Source organism: Salegentibacter chungangensis (genome assembly GCF_042678405.1).
GTDB classification, from domain to species: Bacteria; Bacteroidota; Bacteroidia; order Flavobacteriales; family Flavobacteriaceae; genus Salegentibacter_A; species Salegentibacter_A chungangensis.
This window is the reverse complement of the sequence record NZ_JBHTLI010000001.1, coordinates 1,948,732-1,975,026: the sequence shown is the minus strand read 5'-3', so window position 1 is coordinate 1,975,026 and position 26,295 is coordinate 1,948,732. Positions and strand designations below refer to the sequence as shown.

26 protein-coding genes are annotated in these 26,295 nt (G+C 40.9%); 12 read left to right on the top strand and 14 right to left on the bottom strand.

Annotated features, from left to right (window positions below; translation table 11 throughout):
- Window positions 1-10: 10 nt before the first annotated feature.
- Window positions 11-454 (bottom strand): 3D domain-containing protein, encoded by a 444-nt coding sequence (locus tag ACFQ3Q_RS08995; RefSeq protein ID WP_380744985.1) that lies wholly within the window; start codon window positions 452-454, stop codon window positions 11-13.
- Window positions 455-528: 74 nt separating this feature from the next.
- On the bottom strand, window positions 529-1,989 hold the full coding sequence (locus ACFQ3Q_RS08990) for a Gfo/Idh/MocA family protein (protein WP_380744983.1): 1,461 nt from the start codon (window positions 1,987-1,989) through the stop codon (window positions 529-531).
- Between the two features lie 251 nt (window positions 1,990-2,240).
- Here ACFQ3Q_RS08990 and ACFQ3Q_RS08985 point away from each other — a divergent pair, with 251 nt between their 5' ends.
- Together ACFQ3Q_RS08985 and ACFQ3Q_RS08980 are read left to right on the top strand one after the other, a co-directional pair.
- A complete protein-coding gene (locus tag ACFQ3Q_RS08985) occupies window positions 2,241-2,672 on the top strand; it encodes an FKBP-type peptidyl-prolyl cis-trans isomerase (RefSeq protein ID WP_380744981.1) in 432 nt (143 codons plus the stop codon).
- Between the two features lie 157 nt (window positions 2,673-2,829).
- Complete coding sequence (locus tag ACFQ3Q_RS08980; protein WP_380744979.1) at window positions 2,830-3,243, top strand: OsmC family protein; 414 nt, start codon at window positions 2,830-2,832, stop codon at window positions 3,241-3,243.
- A gap of 9 nt (window positions 3,244-3,252) precedes the next feature.
- Here the strand turns inward: ACFQ3Q_RS08980 and ACFQ3Q_RS08975 are convergent, their stop codons facing one another.
- From ACFQ3Q_RS08975 to ACFQ3Q_RS08965, 3 genes are read right to left on the bottom strand one after another with little or no spacing between them, the layout of a single operon-like run.
- Window positions 3,253-3,933, bottom strand: a complete 681-nt coding sequence (locus tag ACFQ3Q_RS08975) for an N-formylglutamate amidohydrolase (RefSeq protein WP_380744978.1) — start codon at window positions 3,931-3,933, stop codon at window positions 3,253-3,255.
- The gene (locus tag ACFQ3Q_RS08970; RefSeq protein ID WP_380744976.1) at window positions 3,930-5,150 is read right to left on the bottom strand and encodes a carboxylate-amine ligase; all 1,221 of its coding nucleotides are present in this window, start codon (window positions 5,148-5,150) and stop codon (window positions 3,930-3,932) included. Before ACFQ3Q_RS08970 ends, ACFQ3Q_RS08975 begins: the two co-directional genes overlap by 4 nt.
- A 2-nt stretch (window positions 5,151-5,152) precedes the next feature.
- Window positions 5,153-6,604, bottom strand: coding sequence for a RimK family protein (locus tag ACFQ3Q_RS08965; protein WP_380744974.1), 1,452 nt, complete (start codon window positions 6,602-6,604; stop codon window positions 5,153-5,155).
- A gap of 112 nt (window positions 6,605-6,716) precedes the next feature.
- Between ACFQ3Q_RS08965 and ACFQ3Q_RS08960 the strand changes: the two genes are divergently transcribed.
- Window positions 6,717-8,009 carry a dipeptidase gene (locus tag ACFQ3Q_RS08960; protein ID WP_380744972.1) on the top strand — a complete coding sequence of 431 codons (1,293 nt, stop codon included), beginning with the start codon at window positions 6,717-6,719 and terminating at the stop codon, window positions 8,007-8,009.
- Between the two features lie 50 nt (window positions 8,010-8,059).
- Here ACFQ3Q_RS08960 and ACFQ3Q_RS08955 read toward each other — a convergent pair whose 3' ends face one another.
- Window positions 8,060-8,914 carry a hypothetical protein gene (locus ACFQ3Q_RS08955; RefSeq protein WP_380744971.1) on the bottom strand — a complete coding sequence of 285 codons (855 nt, stop codon included), beginning with the start codon at window positions 8,912-8,914 and terminating at the stop codon, window positions 8,060-8,062.
- A gap of 590 nt (window positions 8,915-9,504) precedes the next feature.
- Between ACFQ3Q_RS08955 and ACFQ3Q_RS08950 the strand changes: the two genes are divergently transcribed.
- From ACFQ3Q_RS08950 to ACFQ3Q_RS08940, 3 genes are all read left to right on the top strand, one after another.
- Window positions 9,505-9,639 (top strand): hypothetical protein, encoded by a 135-nt coding sequence (locus ACFQ3Q_RS08950; protein WP_380744969.1) that lies wholly within the window; start codon window positions 9,505-9,507, stop codon window positions 9,637-9,639.
- 42 nt (window positions 9,640-9,681) lie between these two features.
- On the top strand, window positions 9,682-9,816 hold the full coding sequence (locus tag ACFQ3Q_RS08945) for a hypothetical protein (RefSeq protein ID WP_380744967.1): 135 nt from the start codon (window positions 9,682-9,684) through the stop codon (window positions 9,814-9,816).
- Window positions 9,817-9,987: 171 nt separating this feature from the next.
- A complete protein-coding gene (locus tag ACFQ3Q_RS08940; protein ID WP_380744966.1) occupies window positions 9,988-12,294 on the top strand; it encodes a transglycosylase domain-containing protein in 2,307 nt (768 codons plus the stop codon).
- Window positions 12,295-12,334: 40 nt separating this feature from the next.
- On the opposite strand, the gene ACFQ3Q_RS08935 is transcribed toward ACFQ3Q_RS08940, so the two are convergent.
- Window positions 12,335-13,849, bottom strand: a complete 1,515-nt coding sequence (locus ACFQ3Q_RS08935) for a DEAD/DEAH box helicase (protein WP_380744964.1) — start codon at window positions 13,847-13,849, stop codon at window positions 12,335-12,337.
- A 169-nt stretch (window positions 13,850-14,018) separates the two neighbouring features.
- Between ACFQ3Q_RS08935 and ACFQ3Q_RS08930 the strand changes: the two genes are divergently transcribed.
- Both ACFQ3Q_RS08930 and ACFQ3Q_RS08925 read left to right on the top strand, forming a co-directional pair.
- Window positions 14,019-14,753: a Crp/Fnr family transcriptional regulator gene (locus tag ACFQ3Q_RS08930; protein ID WP_380744962.1), complete on the top strand. Its 735-nt coding sequence runs from the start codon at window positions 14,019-14,021 to the stop codon at window positions 14,751-14,753.
- Between the two features lie 124 nt (window positions 14,754-14,877).
- Window positions 14,878-15,438, top strand: a complete 561-nt coding sequence (locus ACFQ3Q_RS08925; protein ID WP_380744960.1) for a hypothetical protein — start codon at window positions 14,878-14,880, stop codon at window positions 15,436-15,438.
- 62 nt (window positions 15,439-15,500) lie between these two features.
- Here the strand turns inward: ACFQ3Q_RS08925 and cysM are convergent, their stop codons facing one another.
- A complete protein-coding gene (gene cysM / locus ACFQ3Q_RS08920; RefSeq protein ID WP_380744959.1) occupies window positions 15,501-16,394 on the bottom strand; it encodes a cysteine synthase CysM in 894 nt (297 codons plus the stop codon).
- Window positions 16,387-17,178, bottom strand: coding sequence for a serine O-acetyltransferase EpsC (gene epsC / locus ACFQ3Q_RS08915; protein ID WP_380744958.1), 792 nt, complete (start codon window positions 17,176-17,178; stop codon window positions 16,387-16,389). The genes cysM and epsC overlap by 8 nt, the downstream gene beginning before the upstream one ends.
- A 484-nt stretch (window positions 17,179-17,662) precedes the next feature.
- On the opposite strand from epsC, the gene ACFQ3Q_RS08910 reads away from it, so the two are divergent.
- The 3 genes from ACFQ3Q_RS08910 to ACFQ3Q_RS08900 all read left to right on the top strand — a co-directional run bounded on the left by ACFQ3Q_RS08910 (window position 17,663) and on the right by ACFQ3Q_RS08900 (window position 21,038).
- Entirely contained in the window at window positions 17,663-18,874 is a 1,212-nt protein-coding gene (locus tag ACFQ3Q_RS08910; RefSeq protein ID WP_380744956.1) for an MFS transporter, read from the top strand.
- 138 nt (window positions 18,875-19,012) lie between these two features.
- Window positions 19,013-20,305, top strand: coding sequence for an APC family permease (locus tag ACFQ3Q_RS08905; protein WP_380744955.1), 1,293 nt, complete (start codon window positions 19,013-19,015; stop codon window positions 20,303-20,305).
- Window positions 20,298-21,038 (top strand): hypothetical protein, encoded by a 741-nt coding sequence (locus tag ACFQ3Q_RS08900; protein ID WP_380744953.1) that lies wholly within the window; start codon window positions 20,298-20,300, stop codon window positions 21,036-21,038. The genes ACFQ3Q_RS08905 and ACFQ3Q_RS08900 overlap by 8 nt, the downstream gene beginning before the upstream one ends.
- A gap of 28 nt (window positions 21,039-21,066) precedes the next feature.
- Here the strand turns inward: ACFQ3Q_RS08900 and ACFQ3Q_RS08895 are convergent, their stop codons facing one another.
- The 5 genes from ACFQ3Q_RS08895 to ACFQ3Q_RS08875 all read right to left on the bottom strand — a co-directional run bounded on the left by ACFQ3Q_RS08895 (window position 21,067) and on the right by ACFQ3Q_RS08875 (window position 25,612).
- On the bottom strand, window positions 21,067-21,579 hold the full coding sequence (locus tag ACFQ3Q_RS08895; protein WP_380744951.1) for a DUF6155 family protein: 513 nt from the start codon (window positions 21,577-21,579) through the stop codon (window positions 21,067-21,069).
- A gap of 20 nt (window positions 21,580-21,599) precedes the next feature.
- The gene (locus ACFQ3Q_RS08890) at window positions 21,600-23,843 is read right to left on the bottom strand and encodes an FUSC family membrane protein (protein ID WP_380744950.1); all 2,244 of its coding nucleotides are present in this window, start codon (window positions 23,841-23,843) and stop codon (window positions 21,600-21,602) included.
- Between the two features lie 105 nt (window positions 23,844-23,948).
- Window positions 23,949-24,383 carry a hypothetical protein gene (locus ACFQ3Q_RS08885; protein WP_380744948.1) on the bottom strand — a complete coding sequence of 145 codons (435 nt, stop codon included), beginning with the start codon at window positions 24,381-24,383 and terminating at the stop codon, window positions 23,949-23,951.
- 99 nt (window positions 24,384-24,482) lie between these two features.
- A complete protein-coding gene (locus tag ACFQ3Q_RS08880; protein WP_380744946.1) occupies window positions 24,483-24,815 on the bottom strand; it encodes an ArsR/SmtB family transcription factor in 333 nt (110 codons plus the stop codon).
- Window positions 24,816-24,898: 83 nt separating this feature from the next.
- Window positions 24,899-25,612: an SDR family oxidoreductase gene (locus ACFQ3Q_RS08875; RefSeq protein ID WP_380744944.1), complete on the bottom strand. Its 714-nt coding sequence runs from the start codon at window positions 25,610-25,612 to the stop codon at window positions 24,899-24,901.
- A 211-nt stretch (window positions 25,613-25,823) separates the two neighbouring features.
- Here ACFQ3Q_RS08875 and ACFQ3Q_RS08870 point away from each other — a divergent pair, with 211 nt between their 5' ends.
- Window positions 25,824-26,207: a hypothetical protein gene (locus tag ACFQ3Q_RS08870; RefSeq protein WP_380744942.1), complete on the top strand. Its 384-nt coding sequence runs from the start codon at window positions 25,824-25,826 to the stop codon at window positions 26,205-26,207.
- Window positions 26,208-26,295: the final 88 nt, after the last annotated feature.

Genomic DNA, 26,295 nt, shown 5'->3' with positions numbered 1-26,295 from the left:
AGCCCCCTGTTTAATTTTTAGCCAGGCTATCAGGCTCTTTTTCGAAATAAACACAGAGTTTCTTCCGTCCAAAATTCCGGGCTTTCTGGATATCTTCTCCCATATAAATGTCAATCTTATTCTTCCAGCGATAATGCATTTTGTCTTTCACCAAAAACACCCCATCAAAACCCTGGATTTTAACCGGAGTATTATAATCAAGGCCCTTTTCAAGAAGATCTCTGGAAACGGCAATTACCTTGTCACCTGGTTTCAGGGTATCTCCCCAGGCAGTAATATTGGCACCTCCTGCCCCGGTTTGATACGGCACTGAATTATATGCAGAAACCGACACTTCTAATGTATCCCATACCTTATCTGAAGCTTTTAATTTCTTATTACCAAAGTCACAGCTGGTAAAACCAAAGGCAATATATATCAATGAGATAAGTAAAAAAGAGTGAATAATCTTCATATATAACATAAAGTGCCAAATTAAGACAGGCCGCTTGTTTAAACGGCCAATCTTAATTTAAATTGTGATATGTTTTATAAGCTATAGCCTTCGCGGTAATCCCGTTTAATATAACGGTTCGCTTCATCAAGATTAGTGACTCTCATATTTTCTGCATCCCAGATCATCTTAATGTCACGCCCCGGATATTCATAAGAGACCTTCCCGCCAATTTTCTTTTTCTTCTTCCTGATATCTATACCTCTAATGGCAAGATTGGCGATTAAAAGGGTTTCGGTTAGCGGCCCTGCGATCTCGAAGGGCGAGCTGAGTTCTTTATTACCATACCCGGCAATAGCGCCTTCCACCCATTGGCCATAGTGCCCTTCATCGCCACCCGGCACTCTTTCAAACTGCTGCTCCACATTTACCTGTTCTGTCCTGGAAGTAGGCAACAACCTTGGATTTGCTCCATAGGTACCACACATCATTTTTCCTTTGGTTCCTACAAACAGCACTCCATTTCCACCATCACCAAAAGTTTCATTTGGCCCAAGCTCTTCAGGACGCATTGGTTTTATTCCACCATCCATCCAGTGAAGTGTGAGGTCTCCATCGGTCTTTTTGGTTTCAGGGAAGGTCATTATCACGTGGCTTGATGGAGGGCAGCTTTCAGGGAAGTAGCCTCTTTCAAATTCATCTACGTATACACTCCCCACACTGCATTGAACATCTTTAGGATATTTTAGGTCAAGTACGCGATATGGGGCTTCCACAAGGTGGCATCCCATATCTCCAAGGGCGCCGGTACCATAATCCCACCAGCCGCGCCAGTTGAAGGGTACCAGCCCGTCAACATATTCTTTATAGGGAGCCGTTCCCAGCCAAAGATCCCAGTCTAGCTCGGCAGGAACTTTTGCTGAAGCCTTGGGCCACGGAATTCCCTGTGGCCAAACCGGACGGTCTGTCCAGCAATAAACCGTATGAACTTTCCCCAGCAGTCCGGCATTGTACCATTCCATCATCTTTCGCACCCCATCCCCTGAAGCGCCCTGGTTCCCCATCTGGGTAACGATCTTGTATTTTTTGGCAGCTTCTGTAAGTTTCCGGGCTTCATAAATATCATGGGTAAGCGGTTTCTGAACATATACCGGTTTTCCAAGTTCCATTGCAGCCATAGTCTGTACCGCGTGATTGTGATCTGGAGTGGAAACTGAAACAGCATCTATATTTTTAGCCTCCTTATCGAAAAGTTCTCTCCAGTCCTTATAGTATTTGGCTTTTGGAAAACGCGCGATACTTTTTGCAGCACGCCTATCGTCAACGTCACACAAGAATCCTATTTCGGCTTTCCCGGTTTTGGCAAAACTTTGGATATCACTCTGCCCCTTACCTCCTACTCCTATTCCGGCAACCACCAGCCTGTCACTTGGTGCGATATATCCAGGGCCACCTAGAACGTGTCTGGGAACGATCATCATCCCTGTGGTGGCAATAGCAGTACTTTTGATAAAATTTCTTCTTGAGGTTGAGCTAATGGCGTTAGGTTTTTTCATAAGGAAAAAATTAGTAGGAGTTTTGGTTAAGAATTAAAGATATTCAGTTAATCTGAAATTTCCAACTTTAAGCCATCCCACTCTTATTTAATCACTTAAAGCCTAAGGTAATTTTAAAGTATGTTAAGCTTAAGTAAACTAAGACTTTTAATCTCCTCAGGGTTTGTGAGTCAGTTATATAAGTGTACCTTTGCAATCTTAAATGGCTGAATATTAAATAATAGCCTATTTTTTAATTGTAAATAAAAGTTATGAGTCAAGTAAAACAAAACGACACGGTAAAGGTACATTACACAGGAAAATTAGCTGACGGACAGGTATTTGACAGCTCTGTTGAGCGCGGTGAGCCTATAGAATTTACTATGGGACAAGGACAGTTGATCCCTGGTTTTGAAAATGGCCTTATCGATATGGAAGTGAACGAAAAAAAGACCATCAACATACCAAAAGAAGAAGCTTACGGTGAGCCTCGCGAAGAGCTGATCCAGGAGGTTGAAAAATCTCAACTACCGGAAGATCTTAAGCCGGAAGTAGGAATGGGACTTGTATCTAAAAGCCCTGACGGAAGAGAAATGAACCTGGTAGTAAAAGAAGTAAAAGACGAAACTATCGTGGTAGATGCAAATCACCCGCTAGCAGGAAAAGACCTTGTTTTTGATCTTGAAGTTGTAGAGATCAAATAAGTCAGTTTCTTATATAATTTAAAAAGCCCGAAGTTCCCTTCGGGCTTTTTTTATGGACCTGCTCCAATCCGGTCTAAAACGGTTAAGGTTTTTATAATTATTTTCTCTTGTATCTTCTGATGGTTATATTAGAGCAAACGACAAAAAAATCAGAATTATGAAAAGAAAAGCTACCGCTGTCTGGAAAGGCACGATAAAAGAAGGAAAAGGAAATCTTAGCACCCAAAGCGGGGTTCTTGACAATACTCCCTACAACTTTAAAATGCGTTTTGAAGACGAAAAGGGAACCAATCCTGAAGAACTCATTGGAGCAGCACATTCGGGATGCTTCACTATGCAGCTTTCGGCAAATTTAACCGAAGCCGGTTTCGATCCTGAAAAACTGGAAACCAAAGCCGAGATCACCTTTAAAGATGGTACTGTTTCCCAGTCCCACCTGATCTTGAAAGCAAAAGTTTCCGGGATCGAGAAAAGTAAATTCGATGAACTGGTAGAGGACGCCAAGAAGAATTGCCCAATTTCGAGACTTCTGGATACCGAGATCACCCTGACTTCTGAACTGGTGAGCTAACCGGAAAATCTATAATAAATTATTTAAGGCCGTTTTTACGGCCTTTTTTATTGCCCTATTCATTTTATTCCTGGTCACGAACTCCTGATTCACCTCCAGCTCAATGCCCGTATAGTGATCCGGGAACATTCTTCGCAGATAGGTTGTAAATCCATCGGCCTTTCCTAGGTATGGGTAATTGAACCTGATTCTCAGATCAGGTAAATTTTGCTGTAATCGTCTTTTGAATTCTTTCCCGGTTTCTTTTTCATTTTTACGAGAGGGATCATAAAGGATCCCGATATCAGCATTCCGGAGCATTTCGTTAAAGAATGGTGTAAAGCTATGAACAGACAGGTGCAGGACCTGCTCTCCATTTCTAATGAATTCGGAAATTGACTGTTCTACTGAATTTCTATAGGGAAAATAAAAGTTCTTAAGGATCTTTTCCTTCTCCTGCCTTGGTAGATGTTTGGTAAACTCTGAAAACAGGAACGGGTGCTTCAGAGACCTGTTTACTTCTACCAGTAATCTTCCCGTCTTTTGGTACTCACTGTGATCTGAAAGAGGTACGAGTTCCCTGAACAGGTCAAAGGCTCCCGGATCATAGCCCCGGTGCGATTCTAAAACGGAACCGGAATCCATAAAAAGATACCTGTATTCCTTAGGAATGGTATTGAAAGCATGCTCGCAGGTCAGGACCAGTTTCAAGGCTTAAAGAATTTATTCTGTTCAAGACAGTCGGCAAGGTCAAGATAGACTTCTTTAATCCTGCCTTCAGAAGGCTCATCTCCCAAAACTTTCAGAATGCGTGTAGCAAGGCTGCCGTTATTTAAGAGAAATTCGATACTCTCCCTGTGCCGTACAGAAATGTTGGATTTCACCCTTTCATACAGTTTAAACCAGATATCCTTTACAAGAGTTTTCCCTTGGAGATCGAAAACATCCAGAAAGGCCAAATTCTCAATTTGGGCATTTTCAGCATCCTTTACCACAGCATTAAAAATATCAAAAAGATCCTCTTCGTGCCATTGCTTCTGATCTTCAAAAGAGATCAGTTCTTCGCTAACCAGTAATTTCAGGCTTTCGATAATAAGTATAGCTATAGCCAGATCGGCTTTAGGAGCTTCCTGAAGGTCGATCACCCTGATCTCTATGGCATTCCTGTCGAACCTCGCAATAGCTCCCCTGGAGTTAAGGAAATGCTTATCCAGGATATTATCGGTATCATACTTCCGGATCTGCTTTTTAATGGGTTCAAAAATCACTTCAGCATATTCCTTCTTGGTAAAGACCTGCTCGGGGATCACCTTCCCGGTCATTTCAGGGATCTCTTTCTGGTTGGTCTTATAAACTTCCATTCGGGCATCTTTGAAACCCGTCTTCTTCCCTTCAAATAACGGAGAGGAAGCGGCAAGGCCAGGAATAATTGGCAGTAACAGACGAACGGCGGCGTGCAGTTTCCCGAATTCCTCATCTCCCGAAAAAGGCAGGTTGATATGCATACTCTGAACATTGCTCCAGCCGTGCCCGCTACAATCGAATATCCTGTTATACAAGGTATAGATCTCACTATGTTCGTGCTCCCAAAGCTTTGTTTCTGTTTGAGGATGCATTAAAGGATGTGCTGCTGAAGGTAACAAGCGGGAGTCGAACTCCCTCAATAGCTGATTCATTTCGCTGACATTTTCCGCAAACAGGGCATCCAGGTCCTCGATAGCCGAAGTTGGTCCGTTGGTCTTTATTTCAACGACATGAGCAACAAGTTCATTGCTCCATTCTATTTTTCCGTTGCTAACATCAGAGGTGAGAGCACCGTGCTTTTTGGTCAGAAGTTTATCCACAATGGGGTTAACTTTAAAGGTATTGCTGTCAATAAGCATATACTCCAGTTCTATCCCATAAACCTCAAATAAATGATAACTCATAATTATTTCTTTTCAAGCCGGTTTTTTAACGCCGTTAGGATCTCAAGATACACCTGATCTCCGTAATATGCATCTTCCACTCCAAAATCGATGTTCGGGTTGTCGTTTATCTCGATCACCAATGGTTTGCCATTTACCTCTTTTACATCTATCCCGTACAGGCCTTTTCCCATCAGTTTAGCCGATTTCAAGGCTACTTCAAGGATCTTTTCGGGAACATCTTCTATGGGCAAGCAATCTGCATTTCCGTCCATATCGGCTTTCTTTCCTGCATTCCAGTTATAGATCTGCCAATGTCCTTTAGCCATATAATAGCGGCAAGCGTAGAAAGGCTTGTCATCCAGGATCCCAATTCTCCAGTCATATTCTGAAGGGGAAAATTCCTGGGCGATCACCAGTTCCGATTTCTTAAGCATTGCATCCACCAGTTCATAGTACTCTGCTTCATCCTTGGCCTTTTTCACGCCAAAGGAAAATGTGGAATCCGGAGATTTTAGCACCACCGGAAAGCCGATGAGCCCGGGAACCTCCTTTTTATTCCCTTTATGAACAATAAGCGTTTTCGGGGTCGGGATATTCGCGTTCTGAAGAGCTTCAGCCATAAACACCTTATTACAGCATTTCAGAATGGCATCGGGGTAATCCACTATCGCGATATCTTCCTGCTGTGCCTTACGCGAGAACGCATAAGCTTCGTTATTCACTTCGGTGCTCTGGCGAATAAATAGGGCATCAAAAGCCGATAATCTTGAAAGGTCCTTCGGGGAGATCACTTCCACATAAAAATTCATCTTTTCGGCCAGTTCTGTGAATTTCTTAATGGCCTTTGCATTGCTGGGTGGCGCCGGATCATTGGGCTGAACAAGTATGGCAAGATCATATTCGGCAGAATTCGGCCTGGGAGTATCATATCTCTTTTTGGCAAAATACTGTGACGCAAATTCGTGCATGCTTTCCTTATGATCTTCAGGAATTTCAGCCTCAGAGATCGCTTTGATGCTCTTTATATTCCATTTATTAGTATAGTTGAATTTCACCCTTAGAAAAGGAATCTGAAAATGCCTGTGAAACATCGCGCTGAGTTCCCGGTACTTCTGTGCAACATTCTGCCCGAAATAAATACTCAGAGTAAATTCCTGAGACCTGATATTTTTCAGGCTTTTCTGGATAAGGTCATCAAACTCTTCGGAAACGATCTTCACCAGTTTCGGCTCCCGCAGGTCCACGATATTCTTAACAGTGGGAATGGCTAGGTGCCCGCGTGCTTCAGCCAGCAGTGAAACGTAGTAACCTTTAGACTGATAGGAGTAATCCTTACAAAGGTTAAAGATCCTGGCTTTCTTAAGCTGGGAGAATTCCGGATGAGTGAGATAAGACTGCGCTGAAATGATCTCTACATTTTCCAGGCTCATCTTCCAGTTTTCCGGATGGTTAACAACAATATATTTGTTCATTAATATTCTAAAAAATTTATCAAATTTAGTGGAAAAACAAATCCGTTTTAAAAAAATAAATGGCGACTAAAAATTAATCCTTAAATTCCACATTCAATTAAAAAACCTACTAATGAAACGATTAAACCTGATCCCGGCGGCGATCTTATTTATTAGCGCCACGGGGCTTGCCCAGACCGAAAACGATTCTCAACTTTTTGAAAAGGCAAAACAGATTCACGAAAAGGTAATCACCATAGACACCCATAATGATATTAATATAAACAATTTTACTGAAGAAAAGAATTACACGATGGACCTGGATACCCAGGTTAATCTTCCAAAAATGGACGAAGGCGGTCTTGATGTTTCCTGGCTGATCGTCTATACAGGGCAGGATGAACTTACCGATGAAGGTTATAAAGCGGCTTATAAGAACGCGATGCAGAAATTTGAAGCTATTCACAGGCTCACTGAAGAGATCGCTCCTGAAAGAATAAGTCTTGCCACCACCTCTGAGGAGGTAAGAAAGCTTGTAAAAGAAGGTAAAAAGGTGGCGATGATTGGTGTTGAGAATGGATACCCCATTGGGAAAGACATAGAAAATGTTGAGAAATTCTATAATCTGGGAGCACGCTATATGTCTTTATCGCACCAGGGCCACAGCCAATTAAGCGATTCAAATACAGGTGAAGAACACGATGAATGGCTGCATCACGGCCTTAGCGATCTTGGGAAGGAAGTGATAAGGGAAATGAACAGGCTCGGAATGATGATAGATGTTTCGCATCCTTCAAAAGAAGCGATCAAGGAAATGTTCGAGTTGTCTAAAGCCCCGCTAATAGCTTCCCACTCCTCTGCCCGGGGCTTGTGCGATCATAGCCGTAATCTGGATGATGAACTGTTAATGCTCTTTAAGGAACATGGGGGTGTGGTGCAAACGGTAGCATTCAGCGGATATGTAAATACCAAAAAGGATAAAGCATTTGATGATGCTCGTAAGGTCGTTTATGAAAAAACCGCTGAAGAGATGAATATAACCATTTTGCCGGAAGATTCGGTAAAGACACTGAACGAGGAAACGAAAAATAAATATTATTCAGATCTCGATAAAATAGTAACTACCGCTAAACCTGAAATTGAAAAACTTAAAAAAGAGCTCGATCCGGTAAATGTTTCAGATTTTGTAGACCATATAGATTATATGGTAGATCTTATCGGGATAGACCACGTTGGGATAAGCTCAGACTTTGATGGCGGCGGAGGAATCTACGGTTGGGAAGATGCATCAGAAACGCTGAATATCACCATAGAGCTGGTTAAACGAGGCTATACCGAAAAGGAGATCGCCAAGCTATGGGGTGAAAATCTTTTAAGAGTACTGGATGAAGTTCAGGCGGTTGCAGATGAAATTCAGAAATCATAAAAGAAAATCCTTATTATTAAAAAAGCAGGTCTTTCGCCTGCTTTTTTAATTTATTCTAATTGTAGTTCCATCACATTACCGGGGTCCCCGTGGCCTTCATTGGAAATAAACAACCTTCCGTCACTGGTAAAACCAATCCCTTCAGGCTGAGCTATTTTAACAGGGTCAAAAAGGTAAAGATCTCTGGGCTTTCCGTTTTTATCAAGGATAAGAAGTTTTGGCCTGGGACCATCAACAATATAATATTCTCCGGTAGAGGGATGAATACTGATCTCTGACGGACTCATTTTTCGGGTGAGCTGATTCGCCTTCAACCCGGAAAAGACAGAGTCCCTAAGATCGATTTTTATTACCGGTTCGGTTGAAAGTTTATTCAGGCCGAGATCATAAGCATATATATTTTTGAAATTCTCATCATCTTTCTCGGAATCCTTTAGAGTAATAAGAAGACGGTTATTCTTGGTGTCCAGGCTTAAGCCCTCTGTATTTTGCCTTGCTGTTAGCACAGTTTGAATTTCCCTGACCTTACGGGAAGAACTGGCGTAATCCTTCACTTCATATATGGTCCCGTTACTCTTAAGAACATAAGCATCATTCCCGTTTACAGCAAGGCCTTCATAATCCCCATTTCCGCCAAACTCATATTCTTCTTCAATTTCTTCCTTATTCAGGTTATAAATAAAGATAATCCCCTCTTCATCCTGAATACAGGCAAGCCTGTCATCACTGAGCATCACGAAACCGGATATTTCTTCCAGTTCAATTGGAAGGTCCCATTTCTTCAGGATTTTATAGCGCTCCACTTCGGGACCCGTGGTATAGATCATTGAACTTTCGAAAGTGGCGAAAATTATTCCCGCCAGAACACATACTCCCACAACTATTGCAATAGCAACCTTATTCATAACAACCGATCGTAAAGTTAATTTTGATAATCAGGAAAATACTTGTCCTATTTCTCTTTCTAAGGAAGCGGGATTATTACTTACTACCAAATGTTTTATAGAAAATTAACTTTTATGCGAACCATACCAGGATGCTCTGCCTTAGAATGCTATCAAAACAAGGCTTAATCACTGTATTTCAACCGTTTAAAAGTTAAAGATATGTTAATTTAGTACCTTTTTATGCATAGTACTGTAACATACCTAAACTTCAGGCGTCTTTATAATAGAAACCAAAAATTTTAATACGATGAAAACCTTAAGAAACTCAGAATCAGGAATTGTGCAACGCAGATCTTTTATGAATTCACAACCAGGAAACAGCAGAAGCAGCTGGTTAAACAGAAACAGTTTTGTGCTTTAAGAACAAAAAAAACCTTTTAATAAACACCAAAAATTTTAGACAATGAAAACGCTAAGAAATTCAGAATCAGGAATCGTACAACGCAGATCTTTTATGGGTGCAACACCTTCAAACAGCAGAAGTAGCTGGTTAAGCAGAGGAAGATCCACTCTATAAGCCTATAGTTCAACATATAAATTTTTCAGTTATGAGACCATTAGAAACAATAATCCAGAATTTTGGAGCAGCAAAAGAAGGAGGTTTAACCCATAGGAAAGCCTTCTTAAATACCAAGAAGACAGACAGCAGGAGCAGTTGGTATAACCACCGACAATATGCCTGAGAGAACATTCAAATAATTCATTAATCAATAAAACACAACATTATGAAAACCCTTGAAAGCATCATTCAGAACTTCGGAAATACAAAGGAAGGTTTAACCCACAAAAGAAGTTTCCTTCATCAAAACAACTCTTCCTCTCACGGAAACTGGTACAACCGAAGAAGACACGCAGTATAATCAAAAAGCGAATCGTATGTTCACGTCCCCCTAAGCAGCCGGCACTTTGAAAAAGTAGCCGGCTAATTTTTTTATAATTTCTTTCTCTTCTCTTAAAATTCCTTAAAATACACTTAATGCAGAGTCAGGTAAATACAAGTATTTGTTTATTTGTAACACCTAACTTGTGTTATGCTTTCAAAAATCAAAAAGTCGCCTGTCTTCAAAAAGGCCGTAATCATACTTTTAAGTTTAATAGCCTTAGGGTTGTTATTCTTTGCCAGTATATATTTTGGCGCCTGGGGAAAATTACCAACCTCCGTTGAACTTAAAGAGCTGGAACAAAACAAGGCCACACAGGTCCTTGCAAAGGATGGAGAACTTATAGGAAAATTCTATATCTACGACAGGCAGCCAATAAACTACGATCAGTTTCCGGAACACCTTATTGAAGCCTTAATAGCTACCGAAGACGCCCGTTTTTATGAACACGACGGAATAGATAACCGGAGCCTGCTCAGGGTGTTTTTTAAGACCATCCTCCTGCAGGACGAATCTTCAGGTGGCGGGAGCACAATTACCCTTCAGCTTGCCAAAAACCTATACGGCCGTAAAGATTATGGGGCCTTCGGGATCGTAATCAATAAGGTACAGGAAGCCATTATAGCCAAACGCCTGGAAGAGATCTATTCCAAAAAGGAGATCATCACGCTTTATTTTAATACCGTTCCTTTTAGCGACAACACCTTCGGGATAGAAAGTGCTTCAATGAAGTTCTTCAACAAACACACCAAAGACCTAAGCCTTGAAGAGGCCGCTGTACTTGTGGGTATGCTGAAAGCTTCACACTATTACAATCCCCGCATCTTTCCTGAAAGAAGCAGGTTGCGTCGCGATGTGGTGCTCGTCCAGATGGGTAAATATGATTACCTGACTGAAGCTCAAGTGGAAGATGCCAAGAATACCGACCTAATTCTCGATTATAAAAGTTACAGCCACAATAAGGGTCTTGCACCCTACTTCAGGGAACAGGTAAGAAAGGATGTGAGCAAGATCCTGGATACTCTTAAAAATAAAGACGGAAAAAAATACAACATCTACCGGGACGGGCTAATTGTTCAGACCACCCTGGATTATGAAATGCAAAAACTGGCCGAGGAGGCTATGTATGAGCATATGTCTGAATTACAGCAGCAACACGAGAAGTCCTATGGGAAGTACGCCCCTTGGATCAGGAATAAAAAGATCGTGGAAGACGCGGTAAAGAAGACTTCAGCCTATCAAAACCTTCAAAAGGAAGGACTGAGTGAGGCGGAGATAATGAAGGAGCTGAAGAAGACCAGGCCTGTTGAGCTCTTTGACTACGAAGGCACCGAAACCCGGAATGTAAGCGTAATAGACAGTGTAACCCATTACCTGAAATTCCTGAATTCGGGAATGCTTTCGGTAGAACCATCAACCGGAAAGGTAAGAGCCTGGGTAGGCGGAATAGATTTCCGGTATTTCCAGTATGATCACGTTTCCCAAAGTAAAAGACAGGTTGGGTCTACTTTTAAGCCGATAGTCTACACCACTGCCCTGGAACAAGGCATAGAGCCCTGCACTTATTTCTCGGGAAGGGAAGTTACCTATGATGAAGGCTGGACGCCCAGCAATGCCTCTTCGGAAGAAACCGATCCTGATATGAATTATAATATGGAAACGGCCCTCAGCAATTCTATGAACACCATTGCGGTAAAAGTCCTGATGAGGGCAGGAATCAATAACGTAATCCGGCAGGCCCAGGAAATGGGAATCAATTCGGAGCTTCCTGCAGTACCATCCATAGCCCTAGGAACCGCTTCAATAAAACTGGAGGAACTGGCAGAGGCTTACACCAGTTTCGTTAACCAAAGCAGGCCGAGCAAAACATTTTACATCACCAGGATCAAAGATGGAAACGGGAATTTACTGGCAGAATTCGAGCCGCAGGTGAAGTCTGAAAGAGCCTTTTCAGAAACCAACAGGCAGATAATGATAGAAATGCTGAAGTCTACGGTTAATAAAGGAACCGCCGCGAGACTTAGAAGCAGATATGGCCTGCGCAATGATATGGCGGGAAAAACAGGAACCACCCAGGATAATAAGGATGGCTGGTTTGTGGGGATCACCCCAAAGCTGGTTACCGTAACCTGGGTAGGCTCTGACGATCACAGGATTGGTTTCAGGAATACTGCCATTGGCCAGGGTGCAAATTCGGCCTTACCAATCTTTGCCAGGCTGATGCAAAAAATGAATCAGGATGGCAGGTTCAATGAGATCACAGGAGCCAGGTTCCGTTCCCCTTCCACTGAAGTGCGGGAATTAATGGATTGTGAAGCGCAAAAACGCGACGGATTCTTTAAACGCCTTTTTGGAGGTTCTGAAGATAACAGGAAACCCGAAAAGAAAGAAAAGAAAAAGAAGAAAGGCTTCTTCCAGAGACTATTCGGTAAAAAAGACAAAAAGGAGCAAAACTAACGTCTTGCTCCTTCTCTGTACTTTAAAAAGAATTGTTTTTTTAGAATTCTTTATTTATCTGCATTCTTAACTTTCTGGAATAGTCTTCCTCCAGCCAGTCACGGTAGTTCTTTGTACTCTTACTGATACAGTATGAGTATTGTTTGATTCTTGAAGCGATATCGTCCTTGAGCTCTTTGGCAAGGATACGCGCATCAAAAACATCTTCACTGTTCTCCACACACATTTTTACATGTTGCTCCATAGACCACTCTAAAACAGCCTTAGAACGCAGGCCTTTTTTGATCACTTCGTCATAGGCTTCTTCCACATCGAATTCAACATTCTCAGTGTTGCTGAATTGTTCGCGTATCTCGGGAGGCATTACATACTTAAATTCTCTTTCTATCTCTTCATCGCTCAGAAGATTTTCAAAATAGAAATCAGGCGACCTGAAGATCTGTTTCCAGTCTACCGGAGCGCTCCAATGACCAAACCTTGCCAGGTTATTACCAAGATCGATCACCGTGAATTCAGATTTTCCCGGAAGCACCCGCGAACCACGACCTATCATCTGGAAATAAAGGGTTAAAGACTTGGTTGCCCTGTTGAGAATAATGGTATCTACCGTAGGTTCATCGAATCCGGTGGTAAGTATACTCACCGATGTCACGATGGCATCCGGGGTATTCTTAAACCATTTAAGAATATCCTTTCGTTCCTGCTTGCTGGTGGTATTATCCAGATGTCTTACCGGCAGCCCGGCATTTCTAAAGGTCTCATAGACTTCAATAGAAGTATTAATACCGTTATTGAAGATAAGCGTCTTCTTACCTTTAGAACGTTCATAATAAGCATTCAACAGCTTCTCCTGCATCGAAATATTGGAGTAAAGCTCCTCAGAAGATTTCACCGTATAATCCCCGTTCATACCAACTTTCAGGGTGGTTAACCCAACATTATAGCTATAGATGTTTGCCCTTGCCAGGAAACCTTTTTCAATAAGAGAGCCTATGGAGTCCCCCACGATCAGTTCGCGGTAATTATCCTTCATAGGCAATTTGATGTTCGAACTTAAAGGCGTGGCCGTAACCCCAAGAATAAAGCACTTCTCAAAAAACTTAAAAAGCTTCCTGAAAGAATTGTAATGCGCCTCATCTATTATCACCATCCCGATATCCTCAAGATCGAGTTTATCGTCGTGAAGACGATTATTAAGTGTCTCCACCATTGCCACAAAACACATATACTGGTCCTGGTCCGGCAATTCCTTAACCTTACTGTTTATAATCTTGTTACGAACACCGAAATCGGTAAGCATTTTTGAGGTTTGCTTACAAAGTTCGATCCGGTGGGTAAGGATAAGCACCTTTTTCTGGGTACGCTGAATATACTCCCTCACCATTTGGGAAAAGATAACCGTCTTCCCGCCACCTGTAGGCAGCTGATACAAAAGGTTATAGTGCTCGGGGTTCTCCTCGATCACCTTAAATATTTTCTCTATATCTTTTTCCTGGTATCCATAAAGTTGTTTGTCTACTTTCTTTTCTTCTATTCCGAATGTTTCTACCCCCATAGTGTCTTTTAAATCTGCAATTTTGCAAAAATAGCTGATTTCTTAGGTTTGGCGAAATTATTCCGGGAGAAAAGTGAATTTAGAAGCAAATTGATTAAATTTATATTCGCTATAGAAACTAACCAATCTGTAAATAGCACTTAGTTCCTTTATCCATCCCCCCATTTTTATGGCAACCCAATATAACAGGTTTAAAATGATGAATGAAAGGAAACTTAGTAAATACCTGAAAGCATTGCAGGAAAATGAATTGTTCTGTAACCTTTCAACCGAAAAACTTGAAAATTTTTTAGCTGAACTTGAAGAAGAAGTATGGCCAAAATATACCTGCAGTATAAGCAAGAATAAGGCTTTATATAAATTCCATATTATAATTTCAGGAAGGTTGAAGATCTACCAGACAGATCCCGGCACCGGCCGAGAATTCACCCTGTATCTTTTGACAAAAAATGATGCCTTTGACATTCTTTGTCTTTTGGATGAAGTAGAACATCATACCTATTATGAAACCTTGGATGATGTAAAAGTATTATCTATTCCTATCGAAAAGATGCGCCAATGGATAAGGCAGAATCCTGAAATAAACAAACCGCTGTTAAAATATATGGGGAAGCAAATGAGGTCCTTAGAAGAATACGCCTCTAACATCACCCTTATTGATATCTCCACCAGGCTGGCAAAACTCATCCTGAACAACATCAATAACAAATCTCAGAAACTGGAAATGATCAATGATCTTTCCAATGAAGAGCTTGCAAACCTCATTGGTTCTACCCGGGCCGTAGTGAACAGGCATTTACAGGACTTTAAAAGCGACGGAATCATAAGTGTGGGGCGCAAAAAAGTGGAAATCAAAAATCTGCAGCTGTTATTGGATAAAATAGAAAAAAGAGCAGGACAATAAACTAAAGAATACAAAGCTTAAACAAGCGTTAAAGTCTGGAATTCAAGGTTTGTGCTACTTAAGTAGTATTAAATGGATATAATGAGAAGTACCTTTATTGCTTAATCATTTAAATCCATTTGTTATGAAAAAAATCATCCTAATTGTGCTTTTTTTGAGCTTTGTAATTAGCTCGGCACAGGCTCAAAAAGTTGTTCGTTTAGAAGAACTAAAAATGACTTATTCTCCGGAATCTTTAATTTTAGATCCTAATACCAACTCATTAAGTATTGTGGTTTCTGAAAATTATGCCGGCGAATTTGCTGAAAATCCTTTGGTTTTCGTCAGAGAGAATTTTGACATTTACCAGTTCATTGAAGCTAATGCAGATTCAGACTTTATTAGCTATGAGGTAAATTTCAGAACCGGAAAAGGATTTCTGGATGCTGAATATGATAAAGAAGGGAATCTTCTTTCCAGCTATTCCGATTTCAAAAATATAGCCCTACCCTATCAGATGATCGTAGATATAGCGAAGTCTAATCCTGGCTGGCAGATCGTTAAGAACAGGCACGTAGCCATTTCCAATGAATGGGATATCACCAAAGAATATTATAAGGTGAAACTGGCTGACGGAAATAAAAGAAAAAATGTTAAGATCGATCTGGGCCCCAGAAAGTTTAATGAAGGTTTAGCATCTAATTAGTATTTGGCAAACCAAACCTAAAGGGGAGGACTAATCTGAATTACTTCAGATTAGCCCTTTTTTTATTGAAATAAGTCTGATGAAAGGTACCGGTCTCCACGATCACAAACTATACTAACCACAACTCCTTTCTCAAGCTCGTTACACAGCCTTACAGCTGCAGCTGCAGCACCTCCACTACTCATTCCGGCAAAGATACCTTCTTCTCTTGCCAGTCTCTGGCTCATCTTTTTAGCATCTTCTTCACTTACTTCAAGCACGCGATCTACCTTTTCAGGTTTAAATATCTTAGGCAAGTAGGCCTCAGGCCATTTTCTTATCCCCGGTATCCTTGAATTATCTGTTGGCTGAACCCCAACGATCCTGATATCCCGGCTTTTTTCTTTAAGATAGGTGGAAGTGCCCATAATTGTTCCGGTCGTTCCCATTGAGGACACAAAATGTGTGATCTTTTTATGGGTATCATTCCAAATCTCCGGCCCCGTTGTTTTATAATGAGCTTTCCAGTTATCATCATTAGAGAACTGATTGATCATATACATTCCCTCCTTCTTCATCTTGGCTTCAGCATAATCTCTGGATCCTTCAATCCCACCATCGGCATCGGTCAGTGTTACTTTTGCACCGTAAGCCCGCATTGTCTGTACCCTCTCTATGGTAGAGTTTTCGGGCATTACAAGCTCTATATCCAGCTTGAACATCCCGGCGATCATTGCCAGGGCAATCCCGGTATTACCGCTTGTAGCTTCTATAATCTTAGTCTTACTACTGATATCACCTCTTTCCAGAGCGCTTTTTATCATATTATAAGCCGGACGGTCCTTTACGCTTCCTCCAGGATTCTGCCCTTCCAGCTTAAAATATAGCTCAACATTTGGGTTATCAACAAGACTCCGGGCTTTTACAAGCGGAGTGTTTCCAATTAAGCCTAAAATAGATTCGTCTTTATTATTCATTATTATTCTTTTTGATATTGATCTGAGGTTTATGAGAAACCATAGAATTTGCAGGAACCGAAGCGGTTAGCCATACGTTCCCCCCTATCACACTGTTCTCTCCGATTATGGTCTCTCCCCCGAGAATAGTCGCGTTGGCATAAATAGTCACATTCTTTTCTATAGTAGGATGCCTCTTCACACTTCTAAGATTCCGATCTACATAAAGTGCTCCTAGAGTAACACCTTGATAAAGCTTCACATTATCCTTAATAAGTGCTGTTTCCCCTATAACCACTCCCGTTGCGTGATCAATAAAAAATGGAGTGCCGATGGTTGCGCCAGGGTTTATATCTGTTCCCGTAAGACGGTGGGCATATTCTGTCATTAACCGGGGAACAAGCGGAAGTCCGAATTTATAAAGCTCGTGACTAAGCCTGTAAATTGCAATGGCGAAAAATCCAGGATAAGAAAGATAAACTTCTTCTACTGAATTCGCCGCAGGATCATTCTCTGCAATTGCGTTGGCATCGCAATTAAGTTTTTTAAGAATAGCCGGCAAATGCTCCAGATATTTGCCCCAAAGTTCACGGCAGGGTGCATCTGGTTTCCAGCACACCAGATCGGCCAGTTTTTCAAAGTCTGTACCCAGTTCCTTTATATTAGATTCGACTTCAGTATCTTCATCAAATAAGGTACAGAAAAGTTTGTTTGTAAAAGCCTCAGTATCCCTCTTGATCTTCAATTTCAGGTTTGGAAGATTCTTTTGTGCTTTAATCTCTTTTATGATCTTATTCTCATCCATATTACAAGGCTGTAACTTTTATTCAATATCAAAAATAAACATTCTCAAAGCAAATAAGACGGGTATAATCATAAAAGCTTTCAATGCCCATATCGGGAGAATTTTCACCTGAAAATTTAACTAAAATCGCAGTTAAAATTTTCATAAGAACAGGACATACGCGTATCATTTAGCTGTAAATTAGCATATTAACCAAAATCATAAAGAGATGGCACAAGAACGTCAATCACCAAGACAAAGTGATCCCAAAAAACAGCAACCTAAAAAACAGGCTGCTCCAAAAAAGGCACCGGCTAAACAGGCAAAACCTAAGAAATAAAGCTTAGGAATTTTCAGTTCAGCATTATTCAGGCCACCTCTAAAGGGTGGCTTTAATATTTTTACAGAATACATTGATAGCCGAATAAAAAATTTTTTGAACTTCTATCTACGCCGGCCGGTAAGAGATTTTATCTTTGGAAATCAGAATCTGAATTTCGGGATATTGAAAAATTACTACTACTTCTTAAAGGGGAATTTTAAAAAGGTAAGTTTTGGCTGGTTGCTTACTTTTTTATCCAGTTTTGGCCAGACCTTCCTTATTTCTCTCTATGTCCCTGAAATCATTAAGGCCTTTGAGATTAGCGAAGGTAATTTTGGTGCCATTTATGCTGCCTGTACCGTTGCTGCATCAATCATAATGCTTACCGTAGGTCATACCGTAGACCATAAGCCTGTAAAGACGGTAACGGCATTCACCATAATCAGCCTCGCCTTTTCCAGTATTTTACTTGGTATTGCAGAACATATTGCATTTTTATTTATAGCCCTCATAGGGCTAAGACTGGCCGGGCAGGGTTTCCTGAGCCATATAAGTATGAGCATTATCTCCAGGTATTTTGATAAGAACCGGGGAAAAGCCTTAAGCATTTCTTCCCTGGGTTATTCTATGGGTGAAGCAATTTTTCCGATTATCGTTACTTCAATTATTGCTTTTTTTAACTGGCGTATGGCGAGTATCGTGAGCGGAATAGCCCTGTTGCTTTATTTAATAAGATTAAAATTCACCAATCTCTTAGATTTTGACAAACAACTATCTCCTGAAGGCAAACCATCAACCTGGTCCTTACTCAAGGATTATAAAACTGTGATTTTTGACAGGCGCTTCGGAATTATGATGCCTGCCAGTTTTGCATTAGGCTTTACCAATACAGCGATCTTTTTCTACCAATATGTATTTGTGGAAGACAAAGGCTGGTCTCCGCAATTATATGCAACCTTCTTTACAGTTTATGCCATCACCCGTTTCTTTTTCTCCCTTTTTGGAGGAATGTGGGTCGACAGGTTTTCGGCAAAGAAGATCTTCAGATATTATATAATCCCTATCAATATAGGTTTATTACCCTTTGCCTTTATGGACAGCATTACAGGAGCTCTCATCTACCTTATTTTAGCCGGAATTACTACGGGAATGTCAGGCACGGTAAAGACCTCACTGATCGCTGAAATTTACGGGACCAAAAAAATGGGAGCCATAAGAAGTGTCTTTACAATGTTTATGGTGATCAGTACGGCTTTAGGCCCTCTTCTAATCGGGATGCTGATAGATATGAATGTAAGCTTTACTTCTATTATGCTGATAATCTTTGGGGGGATGTTATTGGTAAGCCTGAATTGTCAAAGGATAGGTTCTGTAGATAAAAAGACAATAGAGTAAATCTTTTACGAACATACCCTGAAGCTCTTAATTACAGCTGTTTAGGAAAACATTAGCTGAATTTTAACGCCTATTAGGCTAATCACCTCTAAACTTCCTGATATTTTTAAACTACGAATTATCTGAAGGATCAATTTTATGGCCAACAGCAAATCATCAGGCTCACTAGGCTGGGCTTCGGTCTGGGCCCTGGCTGCAGGTGGTATGGTTGGAGGGGGGATATACACTGCCTTGGGTGTTGTAGTCTCAGTGGCGGGCCAATGGACCTGGCTCAGTTTCTTAATAAGCGGATTAATAGCGGCATCCAGCGCATACTGCTATGTTAGTCTTGCAAATAAGTTCGGAGAAAGCGGAGGTGCTTTCACCTACCTGAGAGAGATCAATAAAAATGGAACTGCAGGAAGTCTGTCCTGGCTACTTTTGCTGGGATATGTACTCACAATGGCCGTTTATGCCTTTGCTTTCGGGCATTATCTTTCCTTTTCCTTTAACGGCGGCCCCTGGGTGACCCGAATTCTTGCTTTAGGAATTATGGCCACATTGATTGGATTAAATCTTGCCGGAGTAAAAAAAACCAAAAAAGTAGAGATTGCCATAGTCAGCTTGAACCTGCTGGCTTTAATAGGCCTGGCAGTATTTGGATTTATGCAATGGGATAGCCTGAAATTAATTTCAGGCCTGGAACCGCGTCCTGTCTGGAGTGCTCCAATTGGTGCCGCCAGCATTTTTATGGCTTACGAAGGCTTTCAGCTGCTTACTTATGAATATAAAGAGATCAGGAAACCAAAGAAAATACTGAAGCCTACCATTATGCTTGCGCTTTTGTTTGTGATCCTTATCTATATTGCTGTTGCTATTGGCGCGGTAATGCTTGCAGGAGCATTAAGCATAATTTCACAAAAGCAGGTGTCTTTATCGGTTGCAGCACAAAATGCCCTTGGTACTCCGGGGCTCATCATAATGACCGTGGCAGCAGTATTCGCTACCGCTGCAGCCATCAACTCTACTTTATTTTCCAGCGCAAATTTATCGAAAAGGGTTGCGGAAGATAAAGAGCTTCCCGGGCTGTTTAGAAAAACCAGGAATGATGTTCCCTACGCAGCCGTAATATTACTAGGTATTCTATCGGCAGTATTAGCCATTATAGGAAAACTATCTTCTTTAGTTGAAGCTGCCAGTTTAATATTTCTGATAACCTTTAGCACCGTTAATATCATTGCGCTTAGATATCTTGATGACTCAAAAAAATGGATTTCATATGTCGGAATCGTTCTTGCTGCGATTATAATTATTATTCTGCTGATAAGACTGGCGACGGTAGCCCCTATTCAATTAGGCATCCTGGCCTTCCTGTCTCTATTCATAATTATTGGCCGTCCTGCAATGGTAAGCAGCTTTTCTTCCAAGAATAAATCTAAACCCGATGAATAAAAACTTAATTATCATCTTACTTATATCCTCTCTTTTTATAAGTTGCTCAGGGAAGACCGGCAAATATGAAAAGAGCAGGATCAGATTTTTTAATGCGACAGAAAGGGAGATCGAATTTAAACTGAGTTCAAATTCAGCCGAAACCATAAATTTCAACACAGCGGCTTTTTCAGATTCCAGCTACCGCCCCCTTCAACCTTCCGTTTATGATCTGGAAATTTGGTCCGGATCTAAGATACTTCTAAAAAGGAAACTTGCACTGGCAAAAGATGAGAAATACACCTTGGTTTTCTACGGAAGGCCACGATTATCAGACACGATGAATCAGGCCAGGTTCTCTTACAAAATGCACAGAGTCTTTGAAGGAGAAGAAAACAATTCAAAGAATGGCTATCTTCCGGGATATAAAGTGTTCTCAGACCAGGTACACCTCAAAAAATCTTATTCAAGAGTAAGGGTGTTAAATGCGGCCAGCGGATTTAGCCCTATAAGTATAAAGTTAGATGAAAATGGAAATAAGAAGAAACTGGTTTCCGGTTTAGCCTATCCAAAACCTATGCAGGGAAAAACCATAAAAGGCGGAAACAGACCCGTGGAACTTTACTTAAGCTCTGCTCCTAACCCGGTTCTCTATAAAAATTACGATTTCAGATCTGGCAGGGTTTATACCATAGTAGTATTCCATAAAGATCAGAAACTGGACTTTAAGATTCTTTCGACTAAAGGAACCTGACCACAGCATTTATTTTCCCGAAAAGCTCTTACTGCATCTGCTCTCCCAGCCTGTCAAAACCGGAAGCATTAAACCAGTGCTGTTCTTCGGCATTTTCAATTATCTTGATCAGCCGTGCCCTGAATTCCGGCAATAAAGAATGCCCTGCGATAAAATTAAAGGCTTCCTCAAAAGACTTATACATACTTTTACAAAAGGCATCAGATATTCTCTCTTTTTCCACACTGTAGCTTTGAGCCACCTCAATATTATAAAGCATAATATCTGCCAGAAGAATAGGATCAAAACCTAATTTCCTGTAGTGTTTGATAATCTTCTGGGCCACAGATCTCCTGGTCTTCGGTTTTCTTTTCCCGGTTGGAAAGTACTCCTTTGCGATCTTTAATTTTGCCTCTTTAACCAGCTTATCCTCTTTAGGATTAAATACGAAATTATAGAACACCCTTACTTCATCAAAACGCTCGTACAAATCTATAATCTGCTCTTCCAGCTGTTCCTTTTCAAGGGAATCAAGATATTTTTTAAGTGCTCTCTTACTCATTTACAAGCTTGTTTATTTAATTAACGGAATTTTACCTGACTGATGATCCTCTCCAGGTCTTCAGAAATATCAAGCAGCCATTGCAACTGACTCTTTACCAGTTGAGCTTCCTGTAGCCGAAGTTCAGTGTCATTATCGATTAAATTTTCCCCGTTTTTTAGTGCAGCCTGTCTTTTAAGAACCAGTTTTTTATATGTTTTCTCCAGGGCCTTAGATGCCTTTATAGTTTTATCCATCCCGGCCTCATCAGGGATGGTTTCATCCCCAAGTATCTTTTCGGCATTTTCAAGATGCTCCGTGATCCGTTCTGTAAAAGCTTCAAAATTTTCGGAAGCCTTGGTGGTTTTATGGTTCCTTATGTAAGTACCAAGAGAGGCCAGTGCAGACAGAAAGGTCTGATTTAGACCAACTAACTCATATAGCTCAGAGGCTTCCTTTTGCCTGGATTTAGGCTCAAGTTTCATACGCTGAAAGGAACCGCTAAGGTTTCCCATTTCCAGAAATGCTTTTTTCCTGGCAAGTTTATAACTGGTTGGCAGCTCTCCCTTTTGGTGATAAAACTGGTCGATTTCCTTTAAGTATTTCCGGTTTGCCGCAATACTGCTTTTTATAACCTCCTTTATTCCCTGGGCTTCCCAGGCCGGCCATAAAAGAATATTTCCCAAACCTGCAAGCCCGGCGCCTACAAGCGTGTCTATAACCCGAAATTTAATGACTTCCAGCACATCTGGCTGTAGCAACGCATAAATAAAAACGATACTCAGGGTGATGAAAATCGCGGCGGTCCTGTAATTACGCTGAATAAGGGAAAAAGCAAGAGTGAGCGAACCCAAACCTAAAATAGCGTAAAGAACGGGGTTTCGGGTAATATAAACTATTCCTATAGCGATCCCTCCTCCAATGAGTGTTCCTATAATCCGTTGCTTGATCCTTTGCTTGGTCAGACCGTAATTGGGGCGCATAATAACCACAATTGTCAACAGGATCCAGTATGCATTTTGAAATGAAAAGATGCTTCCTATGGCAAAACCTATTAAAACAACCAAAGCCAGCCTGAGAGCGTGCCGGAATACGGGAGAGTTGAAATGGAAGTTATCGGAAAGAATATTAAGATCATAATCCTGTGGAGTGATAAACCGGGAAGCTTCCTTCGTTGAAACGAACATTTTTTTATTGGTCTCTATATTAGTGAGTAACCGGTAGATCCCATTGATTTTTTGAATTTGTTTTTCCTGATAGTCCAGTAAATTCTTTAAAAAGAGAATGATCTCCTGATCTTCATTTTTTGAGCTTTCGATCAGTTTGTCAAGACTATTTTGAGCCCTGGAGAGGAATCGGTCGAGCTCTAAGGCAGAAAGTTTAGACTTCTTATCAATGGCAAGCCCCATTTTTTCAAGCTCCTGCCCCATATAAAACGTAAGGTCACTAAAAACCTTAATCTCTTCAGACTTCAGCTTTAGAAATTCATCCATTTTACTGTAATCAACAGGATTAGCCATTGCAAGCTCAAGCATATCTATAAGCTCGATTAATACCAACAGCCGTTTTCTTAAGTAGTTGGAATTTGCAGAATTCTTACCGGGGCTTATTAGTACCGCCCTCAGGCTTTCGTGCTGCGCATTTAGTTCGGTCTGCAACTGGAAAAGCTGCTTTTGCAACTCATCCCTATCTACAACCCTATATAATATCTTAGATCTTATCTTAAGATATTTTCCCGTAAGCTCCATACACTGAGCCAAAAGCTGTTCCGCCTGATGAGAGGGGTAAATGAAATACCAAACCAGGCTAAGTCCCAGGTACCAGGCTCCCCCCAGCATAATAAGCAAACCTTTCTGCCAGATCTCTATAGTAGAAGAAAGTCCGGCAAAACTAAGCACTATAGCCAGTAAACCTGAAAATGTCACCAGGGAAGCTCTGAAGCCAAACACAGAAAGATAGGATATTCCGAAAACAAGGATCCCGATAACGGGGATCAGGAACCAGAGGCTGAAAGCTGCATAACCGGCAAGGATCATTGACACACCCCCAAGTGCAGCGGCAAAGAGCACCCCATATATCTTATGTTTTAGGCTTCCGCTAACATCACTGGGTGAACTGAGAAGACATCCCATTGCAATCGCGGTTCCTACTTCAAAATTCCCAAGTTCAGAAAATATCCAGACAGGAATAGCAATAGCAGTAGTGAGCACCAGTGCCTTTGAAAAATCGGTGCTCCTTAGATACCGAAAAAACTCTTCCTTATATTTCCTGATATAATATTGCATTAAGCGATTGCTGCCTAAGCAAAAATACTTTCTAATTTATACATGGGTGAACTTTCTTCAAAAAGATTAGTTGATGCCGTATTGAATCAAGGACAAGCTAAGCTTTTATTTCCAGATAGAATTAGCACGCATCATTACCCATCGGGTATTATCATCAAGCTTTCTAAGCACCGATAAGTTTAATATCTCAAAATTGATCTCCCCGTCCGGGATTTCGAAATTAGGCTGGAAACTTAAAATCACCATATCACCCTCCACGATATAATCTCCTCTCCAAATAATATCAGAAAGGACGATCTCTACTTCATTGTTTGAAAAAAAATCTACCTGTTGATGGCAGTTTACAAAGAAATCGGGGTCGGGTTGAGCCTTAAGACAGTCCTCTTCGGTTTCAAAATAGCGGTGAACAAAGGTCTTGTCCCTGAATGCATTTTCATCAGGGCCGCTGCTTACACGGGAACAGGAGCTTAAACTAAAGACCAAAGCAAATAGCATCAATAACACCCCCCTCATCTCGTTTTGATTATCAGTTAAACCCATATTAAGTTACTGAATAATCAGGTGCCAATCTAAATTTTAATACTACTATAACAGGGAGGTAAGTTCAAGGCATTTATCGTTAAGACCTAAAATAAACAGTTAACAACAATCATTCACCGGAGGAAGGCTCGATTTAAAAAAGCTGTCAAAAAGCTGCTTGGCTTTATTCCATTTTTCTGGCTCAATGCAATAACACACTCTTGTACCTTCAATTTCTCCTTTTATGAGTCCGGCGTTCTTTAGTTCCTTTAAATGCTGAGAAATGGTAGGCTGGGCAAGCCCGATCTCGGCAACAAGTTCCCCGCATATACAGCTCTCGCTCTTAATTATGTGCTCCAGGATGGCAATACGGGCGGGATGCCCCAGCACCTTAGCTATACCCGCGATCTCATTCTGAGAAGCATTGAATATTTCAGATTTTGTCAGCCCCATTTTGTGTTGAATTTATTATCGCAATATTACAATAAATAATCCCAAAAATAAAGCCGGCACACTACCGGCTTTAAAAAGTGCTTTTATTTTTTTGGTGGTTGAGAAGGTCTTACTTCTATCTTACTTGGTAGAGTCCTAGGATTCATTTTAAGCAGATCTGTTACCAGTTCTCCAATATCCTCACTCTGGATCTTCCAGGCATCCTCTTTATTTGGTGTATGATCATTGAAGTAGGTCGCAACTGATCCTGGCATAATGGTACTTACCTTTATACCTTTATCCCTAAGATCCAGCATTACCGCCTGACTGAATCCGGTTAATCCAAATTTACTGGCATTATAAGCCGCTCCCCCGGCGAAAAAATTGGTGCCCGCAAGACTGGAAATGGTAATAATGTATCCTTTGGATTTTTTCAGGGCATCTACCGTAGATTTAATGCTATAAAACACACCGGTTAAGTTAGTATCTATGGTGTCCTGCCATTGTTGTGGGCTTAGTTCCTCGATAGAACCAAAATGGCCAATCCCTGCATTTGCAACAAGCACATCTATTTGCCCCCACTTATCGGTAACCTCCTGCACAGCTTTCTGCTGACTTTCAAGATTCCGGACATCAGCTTCCAGCCCCAGGGCCTCTCCCTTATTGCTTAACCTTGCAGCAGCCTCTTCAGCATTGGTTTTAGACCTGCTGGTAACAGCCACTTTCATATTCAAATCCAAAAGCGCTTCGGCCACGCCATAACCTATACCTTTACTACCTCCGGTAATAAGAGCTACTTTTCCTTCTAAATTATTCATATCATCAATTTTTTAGAGAATAAAGCTACTAAACCTAACTAAGTACCTGAAATTTCAACAACTAAGATATTGTTAATTCCTGCAGTACATTCTTTGAGAATTTATGTGTTAAATTGTTTCAGAAAACGTTGAAAGGAGTAACTTTGCAAACAGTGAAATTCAGGGTTGCTAAAAATCCCTGAAATAGTTTAACCTGATTAATTTATTAACCTTGGAAAATATAAAAGCACAAAAGTTACTTAATAAAATTCAGCGTGACCTGATGCGCAACGGAATTATCACGAACACCCTTACTGAAGACCTTAAAGATCTTAGGGTTCTTGTGGTAGAAGAAGGTAATCCGCTTCTTGCCAAGGTAATCAGGTTAACTTTTGAGCATATAGAATCTTACAATGACTTCAATATTGCGATTCCCGATGAGGAGCCCATTGAAGATGAGGAGGAAGGTGAGATCGCTGTAGAGAATGAAGATATCAGAGGGCAGGAAAGCCTTGATTATTTGCTATCCCTAATGGCAGACCCAAAGAACAAGGTTAACGAAATTGAACTTAGAGATTATGTAGCTGCTTTTAATACTTACGCTGCAGAAAACTAACCGCTACTTATAGGGCTTCCTTCAACAATATTAAAAGTATACATTAGGCTTTTCTGAGAATCCATATTTCGGAAAGGATCAAAATTGA